The organism is Parachlamydia acanthamoebae, assembly GCF_000875975.1.
GTDB classification, from domain to species: domain Bacteria; phylum Chlamydiota; class Chlamydiia; order Chlamydiales; family Parachlamydiaceae; genus Parachlamydia; species Parachlamydia acanthamoebae.
In genome coordinates, this window is the sequence record NZ_BAWW01000005.1 from 100,762 (window position 1) to 113,084 (window position 12,323).

Genomic DNA, 12,323 nt, shown 5'->3' on the forward strand with positions numbered 1-12,323 from the left:
AAACGCATAATTAAATCATTTTCCATTCTCTTTCATCGATCTAGTTATTTTCAAATTTATGTAGAAAGCATTTCTATATTAAAAGGAGGGAATTATGAAAAATCAAGATTTAACTCAATTGTTTATTGATGAGTTAGCTGATATGTATAACTCGGAGAATCAAATTTTAAAAGCCCTTCCTAAATTAATTAAAGCCGCCTCTCTTCCCGATTTAAAAGAAGCTCTGACAACACATTTGCATGAAACGGAAGAACAAGTTGAACGTATTGAAAAAATCTTTTCTCTCATGAATTTGCCAGTGTCTGATAAAATTTGTGAGGCAATGCGAGGCCTTATAAAAGAGGCCGATGATTTAACCCAAAATAAATCTAAATCTGCCACGCTCGATGCCGCTATCATCAGCGCAGCTCAAAAAGTTGAACACTATGAAATTGCGTCCTATGGCACTTTGCGAAGTTTCGCAAAGCATTTAGATCTTAAAAGCGAAATCACAGATCTTCTTCAGGAAACACTTGATGAAGAAGGAAGTGCCGACAAAAAACTGACAAAAATTGCGGATGGTTCCTTCCTATCTAGTGGTGTAAATAAAGAGGCAGTGGAAGAAGAATTTGCTCACAGCAGTAGTCATAGAAAAAGAAAATAACGCTGTTGATAAAGAGCTTCTTAAAAAGAAGCTCTTTATTATCCCCCGCATCTTAATGTATGCGCAAGCTTGTTACAAGGAATGTGCATTCAGAGAGATGTAGTATCGTTTGTAGCAGGTGCCTTGTGGACCATCGAAAGATAAGAAGAGGAAAAAAACTAAGGCTCCTAAAGCAAGCTTCGATTTAAACACGATTTCTTGCTAGTATCATGTGCAAAATCAACACGGATAATAAAATGCCCCTCCACTCTGATCTTATCGAATTACTCGAGAAATTTTACAAGCCTCTTGAATATGTCTGTAAAGACATTGTGATAGAAAATGAAGGACAAGAGTATGGTGCAGCCACATGCATACTAAATGGTAAACGAATTAAATTTCGTGTTGGAAAAACCACCCCAACAAAAATTGGGCAATTTGTGACATTCTGGAAACGTCCAGACGGCCCCACCCTTCCCCATGATTTAGAAGATCCCTTTGACTTGCTTATCATCGCAACACGCAATCAAAGTCAGCTTGGTCAATTTATTTTTCCAAAATTTATTCTAAGTGAAAGAGGAATCTTATCTAAAAATCATATGGGAGGAAAACGAGGCTTTAGAATTTATCCCTCTTGGGACACCGTGAACAATTCTCAAGCAAGACTCACGCAAATTTGGCAATCCTCTTATTTTTTTTCAGATGCGGATTGCTCAAAAATCGATCGCACTCAAATTGAAAAATTATTTCTTTTCTAATCATTTCTCTTTCTGATATAAATTTAATTTTTATTTTATTTACGAATCAGCCAAGAGGAAAACAAATGCAAAGAAAAGTGATTTTGATTGTGTTCTTATGCCTTTTCCAAATTGCCTGTGGATCAGAAATTGACAATGAAGAGCTTGAAGAAAATGCTTTTGCCAATGAAGAAACACAGAATTTTGAATTAAGTGAGGTAGAACATCTCCAAGAAAATGATGCCTCTACAGAATGTTGTGAAAGGCCCTATTTTAAATTAAGTGCAGAACTAATCTATCTCAAACCTTCTTTAGATCAAGCAAGTTATGTGATTTCATCTTCAAATAATATCGTAAATGGGGAATTTTTTCCTCATGGAAAACGACATAATAATACGTCTTCATATAAACCTGGATTTCGTATCGAAGCTCAATACGAACCTTGTCAATCTGCTAATGCGTTAGATTTTCGATTTACTTATCTCAATAGTAGCAATTCAGATTCGACTTCCGGCCGTTTTCTTTTTGACACCATTGGATTTCCGGGTGATGGAGCGCAAGCACCTGAAGATATTAACTACGCAGGCAAAGCACATATCCGTGATAATTATCGGTATCATTCTCTCGATGCAACATTCAATCGTTTAGCCCTAGATTCTTGTTTAGATAATTTGTTTCTTTTAATGGGATTACATTATGCACATGTAGGACACACAACCCACTTTAAAAGTAGAGGAGTTTTCCCTGACCATTCTGTAACCAAACCCGTCAATAATCGATTGAAAAGCCACTCCGATTTCTGGGGCATTGGTCCTCAGTTTGGACTAGAGTATACTTACAACCTAACTTCTCCTTCATGCTGTTTTGGGCGTCTCGCTTTAAATACAAACTTGAGAGCTTCAATACTTTGCAGTCAATCCAATGCAAGTTTTCACTACAAAACTTTGCGCACAGCAGGCTCTAAAGGTATCAAACTTAGAAACGATGATTTATGGCGTGTAAATCCAGCCTTTGACGCTAAAATAGGAGCTAATTATACTTTGTTGCTATGCAACTTCGAAGCAACCGTCGAACTTGGCTATGAGTGGCTGTGGTATCACCATAGCGTGGATTCCATCACAGGCATCGATGTCGCATTTGCTGGAGATTCCATTGATCTGTATAGCAATCTAAGCTTGCATGGCCCCTTTTTAAGAGTCAATATTGCTTTCTAATAGGAAAAAAATGTCTGATATTCCACAAAACACATGCTTATTCAAACGCATTGAAGAACTTGAAATGGATGCACAAAACTTTGGATTTTACTGGGAGCATATTAACCAGTTAGTAGAGCAAATACAAAGTGAGTGCATTGAAGTTCAAGAGGCATGGCAAAAAAATGATCGACAACATTTGCAAGAAGAAATTGGCGATCTTTTACAAGCAGCCGTTAGCCTTGCTGTTTTTTGCAAACTGGATCCCCATGCGACTTTATTGAAAAGCATTGAAAAATTTCAAAAACGTTATGCGGCATTGGTTGCATTAGCAAAAGAAGATGGACATGCCAATCTACAACAGCAGTCGATGGAAGTTCTGTCGCATTATTGGGAAAAAGCCAAAAATGAGCGGTCAAATAGTGCTTAAAAAAGTACACAACAACGTTTTTGAACTTTCGGTTGATTCACTAACCGAAGCTCTTCCCGCAGATGAATCTTGTAAGCAACAACATCTTCTTGATCCATCGACGCGAGGATTTGCTCATTGAAATCAACATCTCCCAGCTTTCGCACTTGAAAACCGACTAACCTATTGCCCATTATCATTGTATTTTCAGTTAAAAAACACCGAACAAATGCGATAATACGTGTTGTATTATTGAAAATCTCGGAGCGATCGGAAAGAAAAATTTTAGAAACGTTTTCTGATTCATCAGTGACAATACGAGCGAATTTATTTAATCTAATCCACCCTTCAATTGATCGATGCAAAAGCTCATCTTTGGAAATAAAAGATTTTAACTCATTATCAAAAATCAAAAAAGCTAAAACATAATGTTCATTCATGCCATCTCTTAAGAGGATATTTCCCATGACAAAACAATCAATCGCTTTAGCTGTTTTGTCTAAAATGGCTGATTTATCATAAATTTCCCTTAATAAAACACTCTCAACTTCATTGAGATCATGAGTCGTGCTACCCTGATAAGCTTTTCCATCCCATCCAGCGTATATGGTTAACAATTGATCACACATGTTTAAATTCATAAAAGCCTCAATTCTAAAATAAAAACTAACTACAGTTGATAGAAGATTTAATGCATTGAATTAAATTCATTCCAAATTTAAACTCCATCAAAAAAATGGAGCACACGATGCGAGTCACTCTGCCACTATCCTTCTCAAATAACTTTAGAAATCAATGCTCTCTCTGGATGGATAGCTCTGGATTCATTCAGTTATTGGAAAAAAACCATGCATTGCTACATAAATTTTTAAAAAATTGTCTTAAGCATCCTGATGAAATTCAATGGTATCATGACCATAAGACCCTCTTGAAGCGGGTTACTTCTTATGTCACGAGTGATTCCATATTGAGCCTCATTCAAAACAAAAACCATGAAAGACACCTAACCACTTATCTTCTCTCTGAGAAAATAAAAATTTTCTTAAAGAGCAATCAACTTCTTAATTTCTTAAAAAATTTTGAGGAAATGGATCTTGTTCATATCTCCGACACCGTTGAAGAGTCTTTCAATAGATTTGTTTTGATTATTAGACTACTTGAATATGTTAAAGATGAGGAATCATTGCTCATTATTAAAGCAATACTTGTAAATAAATTGTCCCTTGATTATTTGCCAGATGGTCTGTTGAGCCTTGAAAATTTCGAAACGGAATCCATATTAAGCGAACGCAAAGAATCTATCGCAACGCTGTTAGAAGAAGACGGAGAAATTTTTGATTCTTTATTATCAAAAAATTTGAAAAAATTAACCAGTGCTACAAAGATTGAAAAATTGTCAGATGAATTACTTGTTGCATTTTTTCGTTTTATCCGCACTGAAGATATTCCAGCAACGTTACTTACCTGCAAAAAATGGAAACTATTGGCTGAAGAGGAAATACTCAAAAAACGCTTTGAAACATATCTAGAGAAAGATACATGTAAGATCGTCAAAAACGAACGATATGCAATAAGTTTAGCCAAGGCACATAGTGTTAAAGGATCTCTCTCTGTTTTGCGAGAGCTTGGGACTCAACCACAACGCATAAACCCATCACGTTTTAATATTGATGCAGTGCTTTTATTTGCTATAAAACATAAAAATTTTCCCTTATTCTTTTATACATATACATTCTACTCGCATGAATCTAAAAGATTTGATGAACTCCTCTCTCTATTCTTTCTCGATCCCGAAAAAAATCTACAATATATCAAATTTTGCATGGAAAAACTCAATTCGAAGCAATTTTCTATAGAAGAATCTACAGAAATAAAAAAACATGCAAAATGCCTTACCGAAGAGATTCTTCAACGTATTCACATACAACCTAACCAACAATTCAACCAAAAAATTTTCTTAGAAACGTGTCGTGTTATTGAAAAGCATGATCTTGAGAAACAAAATCTTATCGTATTTGACCTTGGAATAGGAGACAAAAAAGAGTACTGGACAAAGAAAATGCAACTTTTTATCGAAGCCGGCTGGGATCCTTATGATATGTTTTTGGTTTTTTCGGCCTTTTCTCCAAAGCCCAAAAAAGAACTTTTAAAAGAATGGTGCAAATTTATTCTTTCTAAATCTTTTGCTAGCCTTGAAAACGCTCTGTTAGTCGCTGAAGTTCTAAATAAACATTTGTATAACGAAAATACGACTTTAATTGAAAATTTAATCATCGAAATAATCTGTGATAAATGTTTTGTATCGGAAATTACATCTATTAAGATGTTTCCCGATAAATTTATAAAAAGATCTATTGAAGCCTTAATTGAACTCAAGCATTTAGATAAAGCCGATCTATTGATCTCAATAATGCCAACTGAAGTGGAAAAATTAGAAAGGGCTCGTCTTGAATACCTAGAGAAAGAAAATGACAATGCAGATGGATTATTTTCCAGCGATGATGATCTGCTAGCTAGCGATCCCGAAGTTGATGAAGACGAATTTGGTGAGAGTATTAGTGATGCCTCTGAATATTCTGAAGAAGAAACCTCTGAATAGCGGAACTAAAAGGTTCCATTATTGCTTTTTCCAATTTGGATTTGTTAGTGCTGTTAATATGTGATCTTCCCATTTCCCATTAATTAACAAATAATTTTTTAGCATAACCTGCTTTTTGGAATCCAAGTCGCATCAGCAATTTTTCACTGCGTTCATTTGTTGGCATGTAGTTAGCCATAATACGATGCATATTTTGGACATCAAACATATAGAAAATGGCTTTATTTAAAGCCTCATACATAAGGCCCTGGCCTTCAAAATCTCGATCTATTTTGTAGCCGAGGTAGCAAGCTTGAAAAGGTCCTCGAAACATTTGGGTGAAGTTGCTTATACCAATGAGCTGGCCTTGGTGAAATATGAGAAAACGGATAGATTGCTGATTAGCAAACTCTTTTATTTTTTGCTTCCAATAAGCTTCAGAAGAGACATCGACATCCAAAAGAACGGCTGTAGATGCCCAATGCAATTTGTTTTTATCCTCAAAATGCGCGAACTTAGTAGCATCCGCTTCATGCGCTGTTCTGATTAAAAGTCTCGAAGTAGTTAATTCTATCATGCTTAAATGAGGAGGAGCACTAACTCCCCCTTTCCTTTATTTCTAGAAAGATATCAATTTAACTCAATGCCAATGTCCATCTATCGCTGGCGAGCTGGAATTCTCTTCACAGTCATTTATTCAATCACTTTTTAACTTGAACTACGTAAGATGACAAGTTTTCGATGAGCCTCTTGCATAAATGCTCTTTTCTTATCTATTTCCTGTAAGATTTCAGCTATTGTCATTTGGCATGTAGATATTTCCTGCGCATGTGAGTCTTTTTGAAATAGCTCTTGAGATTGCTTGATCATCTCACTCATCTTTTGGGTTTTTTCAAGAATTTCGTTACAACAAGAATCAATTGCACGACGCAAATTAATAATCATCGCTTCCGTAGAACTTTTGGCTGGTATCAATCTTTGTTTTTCCTCTAGAGATAATGGACGATTATGTTCGATTTCAAGCGCATTCCAGAACATATGTAACCATGTTTTTTGGCTCATGACGGATTCTTCGGCTGCCGGGAATTCTTCAATCATTTTCCATACAATACCTTCATCCAACTTTTCTATAATGGGTTTCAATAAATCAAATGAATTCTGAATTCCAAGAGAAATTAACTTCTCATAATCCTGAGGCAATACGTAAATTGCAGTATCATATCCACTTTGACGACAAACGATGTAAGGAATATGATGTGCCATCAATGCTTTTGCTGGCTTTTCAGCATCTGAATACGCAAAACCGCGACGATACGTTCCTTTAGAAACAAAAAAGGTGTTCAATTCAAGATCTTTTGTTTCGATCTCCTTAATTTTTACGCCATCGTAGTGAAAATACCTGATATTTCCTTCATGATAACCGAGTTCATCGATCAATATCTTCTTTGGCTTCCATTCGTGTTCAGAAATATTATTGAAAACCCAATTGTTTTTCCCTAATACTAAGCGTTTTAAGTATAAATCTTGAAAATCTTGCCCTTCAGGTGCTTCGAAAGCCTTTTCTTCTTCTGCTTTCAAAGGACGCTTGATCAACATCGCGATATAATTAATACTAATTTTTTGAATGTCCTTACTGCTCATCAATCCGTGGAGGAGGGAATGCCACGCCATGACTTTTTTATAAGCACCTTCTTGGATTTCTTCAGATCCAGCATTGACAAAGACATTATGCACTTTCGCTGCAATCGACGTATAATCTTCAGGTCGAAGATAGATTTTGTTCATTTTATATTTATTTAGATCGAGTTCTGAAGCTTGATGACCGTAATAAGAATCACCTTCAATTTGGGCAACAAAATTTAACCCTAGTTTGCGAAGTGTAGCGACAATTCCCATCAGCTGGTTTTGGCTATTGATTTCTTTTCCAAGAAAAATTCGAGACTCTTTTGAAAGGTAAAACGCTTCTTCTCCCTTGGTAAAGGAAATAAAGCAATAGCGTTTATGTGAACTTAAACAAGAGATATCTTTTGCTATATCAACAGGTTCCCAAGAGCTTATGTGAGGTTGTCTTTGGTATGAGGAAAAACCGTGATAATTAGCAAACAGTAAGTCGTTAATATTGTCTGTGGTATTCATAAAAATCCTTTCTTTGAATCTATAACATATTTAGCATCCATTAGGGTAACTAAACGGGTAATTCTAAAATAATTAGTTAATTTGATAATGAATATTAGTTTTACTAATATTCCTGTCAGGAATATTCAGCGATGCTAGTTATTCGAAAATGGAGAATTCTCAAGAAGCAGTAGTTATAAGACTTGGTAAGTTCTTTGCTAAACACTACATAGAATGAGGAGTGTTAACTCCTCCTTTCCTTTACTTTTGAAGGGCATTCCACGTATCTCTTACAATTTCTTCTAGAGAACCATGATTTGGATGCCAGTTTAATTCTTGCTTTGCTTTTGCGGAACTCGCGATTAAATAAGGAGGATCTCCGGCTCTGCGTTCACCTTCCACCACATTTACCTGCATGCCTGTTACTTTTTCTGCCATATCAATAACCTGCCGCACACTAAAACCTCGCCCATTTCCTAAGTTATAGCAACTGGATTGAGCTCCCGCTAAAAGCTTTTCCATAGCAAGGATATGCGCACTTCCCAAATCTTCAATGTGAATATAATCGCGTATACAGGTGCCATCTTGAGTCGGATAATCTGTTCCAAAAATTGTCACGCTTCCCTCGGGATGAAGAAGGCTTTTTAAAACAACGGGAATGAGATTTGATTCCTTTGTTTGATAACTTTTTAACTTTCCTCGCGGATCTCCCCCAGCAGCATTAAAATAGCGTAATGCACAATACTTAAAACCATTTCCCACTTGCCCAAGATCTTCTAAAATTTTCTCAACCATTAATTTAGACTGACCATAAGGATTAATAGGCTGACAGGGATGCGTTTCTGTGACAAGATCTTCTTGTGGCATACCAAATATGGCTGCAGATGAGGAAAAAATGAATAGATTGACATGGTTTCTTAACATGCCTTCTAACAATGTGACAGTAGCAGAAACGTTGTTATTGTAGTACTTAAGGGGATTTGAAACAGATTCTCCTACATTTTTAAACGCTGCAAAATGCATCACAACCTCTATCGGATATGTCTGAAAAATATGATCTAAAAGTGCTGCATCGGAAATATCGCCATCGATAAAAACACCTTTTTCAACAGCCCTGCGATTGCCTTGGCTCAAATTATCAAGAACAACTGTCTCGTAACCTTGTTCATGAAGCATTTCATTCACATGTGATCCAATATATCCTGCTCCACCTACAACAAGAACATGTGTTTTAAGATCCTGAGAAGCATTTAAATTTTGAGATAAAAGAAAAAAAGACAAAAGAGCCAGTAAATAATTAAGCATGGTGATATCTCACTATAAATCGTGTTTCACTGATGTCGTTTTAAAAAAGAAGAGAAATTTTGCTTCAATCTTCTCCATCATTTCAGACAGATTAGATTGAAGCCTTTTTATTGAAAATAAAATTTATTCCACTACTATGTCAGCAATAACTGGCATATGATCGGATGGAAAATGCCCTTCGACGGTTCCAGCTTGCACAGCATGTACCCAAACTTGAATGTCATTAGAAACCATAATATGATCTAAAAAAACCCCCGGCAACCCTATGCCTTTAAAGGGTGTGCTATCTTTTCCATTGCTAGTAAACGTTGCGAGCGGCCCTAGATGGCCAAGAAGAGAGATATCTTTAGCATCGTTTAAAAACTTTTTGCCCTTTAAGATACTCAAAATATAATCGCCATCATAAAACGGCAAATCAATTAGATCTGGGCGATTCGGAAAAGTATTTAAATCCCCAGTTAAAATAATAGGGAGATGACTGGCATGTTTTTGGATATGCTCGCTAATGAGTCGAGCTTCAAGCTCTCTTTTTTCAATGGGTTGCATAGCTAAGTGGGTATTGAAAATGGCAAGCAATTTTCCCGTTATTAAATCTTTTAACTTAAGCATGGTGAGTGTTTCTGTACTTGGATCTTTAGGATTTTCATCTAAATACCAAACCTGTCGATCTTGTACGAGAAAGCGATTCTTCCTAAAAAAAATCCCATTAATCTCTCCATCTACACAAGGCTTTCCATAAAAAGCATAAGCTCCTCTCAGATAGGCATGTAGTTCTTTGAGTTGATCTGGGTAGAGTTCTTGAACTCCTAAGATGTCAGGATCCATTTCTTCTATAAGGCCCACAATTCTAGGTAGACGTTGAGACCAATGGTTAACTTCTTCCAAATTTTCATCGTAACGATTAGATAAGACATTATAAGTCACTATACGAAGTTTTTCCTTATGCTTTTGTAAGGCGGCTAAAATCTCCAAAAACTGCGGATATGAGTATTTTTGTGGGGAAAGATTTCCGAGCTCCTCATATCTGTCAATGACAGGAACAATCGAGTTCTCTATAGCATGAATCGCACATTGAAAGAATAGAAAAAAGCATAAAATGCAAAGAGGAGATTTCATTTATTATCCTAAAAATTATTATTTACATAAAATAACTTAGAATAAGATAAACGATTTTAATTGGCAAAATAATTTCAAAGTATGGGGTCAAGCTTAGACCCCATGCTCCATTACTTTTTATCGAAAAATGAGGAAAATTTTTCTCGATATTCATTAACTACCGCATTTGTTGCGATTTTATGTTTCCATCGATCACGATTGGATTCAGACACAATTTTTGCTAATTCATCTAAATGTGCGCCACTTGAGGATAGGATTTGCTCTTTAATCTTATCTTTTAAAATTTCCATCCAAGCTTCATCAGCTATTTCCAATAATTGATGGGCAAAATCTTTTTCAACAACATGGTGATGGTGATGATGATCGCCGCAGCAATCATGGCCGCAATCGCAATGGTGATGGTGGTGATGGTGATCATCTCCACAAGATGAACCACAGCAATGATCATGATGATTGTGATGATGAGACATTTTTCCCTCCTATAGGACTAATTAATAAAATTAATTCTTTAATCACTAGATAACAAAATTAATACCAGAAATCAAGAAAAGATTTACTAACCTGCTTTAAATCTCTCACCGTGTGGATTAATAGAACGAAATTAATAATGTGACAAAGCAATCGTAAAATTTGATTCCTGAGAATCATTTTAAGTATCACACCCCTTTTCGCCTTAGTTTTAAAAGCCTGACAATCCCGATCCACATCATTTGGATCAAGCGATCATCTGTAGGAAGTAAAAAATACCTCTACTATGTCACTTGGATGTATCTATCCGGATCAAGTCAAAGCCAGAATGAATGGTTCAAAATGCCCCTATTGAGCTTACCTTTGAAGCTTAAGAAGTAGGACACACAAAAGTGTGTCCTTCCACTATCTGATTGAAACGTATCTATCCGTCATCCCATCTTTAGATAAGACAACTTGCCAAAGTTGAATGCTTCTAGCACGAAAACTTCCGGCACAAGACAAAAGATAATAGCTCCATAGACGATAAAAATCCTTTCCATATTTTGCTGAAAGATTCGCCCAATTTCTTGTAAAATTTTGATGCCAAGCCATTAAGGTTTTGTCATAATCCAGCCCAAAATTATGCAGGTCCTCAATCACAAATAAACCTTCAACAGATTTTCCGATTTGAGCCACTGAGGGCAGATGTCCATTTGGGAAAATATACGTATCAATCCAAGGGTCTGTTCCTAAAGCACTAACATTGGACCCAATTGTATGTAAAAGAAATAAACCGTCAGGAACAAGGCTTCGATAAACAACTTCCATAAATTCTCGATAATTTTTCTCTCCTACATGTTCAAACATCCCAATCTCTAAAACACGATCATAAGTCTCTTGCACATCGCGGTAATCTTGAATTCTAATTTCAACAGGTAAATTTTTAGTCAAGGCTCGAGCATACTCAGCTTGATTTGTTGAAAGAGTAATTCCTGTCACATGCACGCCATAATTTTCTGCAGCATATTTGGCAAAACCTCCCCAACCGCAACCGATATCCAAGACTTTCATTCCCGAACGCAGATGCAATTTTTTACATATCAGATCATATTTAGCCTTTTGGGCTTCGTCTAATGTTTGGGCGTGTGCCCAATAACCGCAGCTGTAGGTTAAGGTGGGATCTAGCATGTTTTGGTAAAGATCATTTCCTATTTGATAATGTTTATCAATAACCTCCAAGCCTTTTTTTTTGGTTTGCAAATTAAAAAGTTTTGCTTTAGCTGCTGCCCAAACCATTGTCCAGGAGTTTGCTACATGCTGATCCAAATTCGCCCTTATCAGCTTTGTAAAACAGACATCTAAAGCATCGCAGTCCCACATTTTTTCTTGATAGGCTTCTCCAAAACCCAAAGACCCATCGCGCAGCACACGTGTATAAAATTCTTCATTGTGAACACGAATATCCCAGGGTCGTGTTCCATTAATTTGAATATCAGCTTGAGCTGCAATATCTTGGATAATTTGCTTAGGGGATTGGCCCGAAAATCGGGGGAAAAATAAAACCCCCAGGCCGACAGTGACAGACATAAAAAAAATGGTAAGAATCGCCCATTTTAAAATTTCCATTTTCATCTCCTTTTTAATCAGAATCAGGATTTGAAAACCTCGCCTCAAAAAAAAATCCTTCCACTCTGATTGTTATGTTCTTTAAAAGAACAATTAAATCGTTAGCACAATTTTTCCAAGAAAAAAAATTATATTGATTGATTAAATTAGTATTATTTTCTATTACAAAATT

Annotated in this window: 12 protein-coding genes; 5 read left to right on the top strand and 7 right to left on the bottom strand. The window is 36.1% G+C overall.

Features of this window, described 5'->3' with window-relative positions; translation table 11 throughout:
- Nucleotides 1–94 precede the first annotated feature (94 nt).
- From AOM43_RS02950 to AOM43_RS02965, 4 genes are all read left to right on the top strand, one after another.
- Complete coding sequence (locus AOM43_RS02950) at nucleotides 95–643, top strand: ferritin-like domain-containing protein (protein WP_006340896.1); 549 nt, start codon at nucleotides 95–97, stop codon at nucleotides 641–643.
- Nucleotides 644–879: 236 nt separating this feature from the next.
- Nucleotides 880–1,380 (top strand): MepB family protein, encoded by a 501-nt coding sequence (locus AOM43_RS02955; protein WP_013924874.1) that lies wholly within the window; start codon nucleotides 880–882, stop codon nucleotides 1,378–1,380.
- Between the two features lie 65 nt (nucleotides 1,381–1,445).
- Nucleotides 1,446–2,573: an Lpg1974 family pore-forming outer membrane protein gene (locus tag AOM43_RS02960; RefSeq protein WP_006340899.1), complete on the top strand. Its 1,128-nt coding sequence runs from the start codon at nucleotides 1,446–1,448 to the stop codon at nucleotides 2,571–2,573.
- A gap of 10 nt (nucleotides 2,574–2,583) precedes the next feature.
- A complete protein-coding gene (locus tag AOM43_RS02965; protein WP_006340900.1) occupies nucleotides 2,584–2,982 on the top strand; it encodes a MazG nucleotide pyrophosphohydrolase domain-containing protein in 399 nt (132 codons plus the stop codon).
- Here the strand turns inward: AOM43_RS02965 and AOM43_RS02970 are convergent.
- Nucleotides 2,979–3,602 carry a hypothetical protein gene (locus AOM43_RS02970; protein ID WP_013924873.1) on the bottom strand — a complete coding sequence of 208 codons (624 nt, stop codon included), beginning with the start codon at nucleotides 3,600–3,602 and terminating at the stop codon, nucleotides 2,979–2,981. The two genes, AOM43_RS02965 and AOM43_RS02970, sit on opposite strands and share 4 nt — an antisense overlap.
- A 107-nt stretch (nucleotides 3,603–3,709) precedes the next feature.
- On the opposite strand from AOM43_RS02970, the gene AOM43_RS02975 reads away from it, so the two are divergent.
- Nucleotides 3,710–5,560, top strand: coding sequence for an F-box protein (locus AOM43_RS02975; RefSeq protein WP_036746099.1), 1,851 nt, complete (start codon nucleotides 3,710–3,712; stop codon nucleotides 5,558–5,560).
- Nucleotides 5,561–5,639: 79 nt separating this feature from the next.
- Here the strand turns inward: AOM43_RS02975 and AOM43_RS02980 are convergent, their stop codons facing one another.
- From AOM43_RS02980 to cfa, 6 genes are all read right to left on the bottom strand, one after another.
- Nucleotides 5,640–6,116, bottom strand: a complete 477-nt coding sequence (locus AOM43_RS02980; RefSeq protein ID WP_006340903.1) for a GNAT family N-acetyltransferase — start codon at nucleotides 6,114–6,116, stop codon at nucleotides 5,640–5,642.
- 131 nt (nucleotides 6,117–6,247) lie between these two features.
- The gene (locus tag AOM43_RS02985) at nucleotides 6,248–7,675 is read right to left on the bottom strand and encodes a hypothetical protein (RefSeq protein ID WP_006340904.1); all 1,428 of its coding nucleotides are present in this window, start codon (nucleotides 7,673–7,675) and stop codon (nucleotides 6,248–6,250) included.
- A 240-nt stretch (nucleotides 7,676–7,915) separates the two neighbouring features.
- Nucleotides 7,916–8,959: a UDP-glucose 4-epimerase GalE gene (gene galE / locus AOM43_RS02990; protein WP_079978226.1), complete on the bottom strand. Its 1,044-nt coding sequence runs from the start codon at nucleotides 8,957–8,959 to the stop codon at nucleotides 7,916–7,918.
- A 123-nt stretch (nucleotides 8,960–9,082) separates the two neighbouring features.
- Complete coding sequence (locus AOM43_RS02995) at nucleotides 9,083–10,075, bottom strand: endonuclease/exonuclease/phosphatase family protein (RefSeq protein ID WP_059358957.1); 993 nt, start codon at nucleotides 10,073–10,075, stop codon at nucleotides 9,083–9,085.
- A 110-nt stretch (nucleotides 10,076–10,185) separates the two neighbouring features.
- Nucleotides 10,186–10,545: a hypothetical protein gene (locus tag AOM43_RS03000; RefSeq protein ID WP_013924870.1), complete on the bottom strand. Its 360-nt coding sequence runs from the start codon at nucleotides 10,543–10,545 to the stop codon at nucleotides 10,186–10,188.
- A 403-nt stretch (nucleotides 10,546–10,948) separates the two neighbouring features.
- Nucleotides 10,949–12,151: a cyclopropane fatty acyl phospholipid synthase gene (gene cfa, locus AOM43_RS03005; protein WP_013924869.1), complete on the bottom strand. Its 1,203-nt coding sequence runs from the start codon at nucleotides 12,149–12,151 to the stop codon at nucleotides 10,949–10,951.
- Nucleotides 12,152–12,323: the final 172 nt, after the last annotated feature.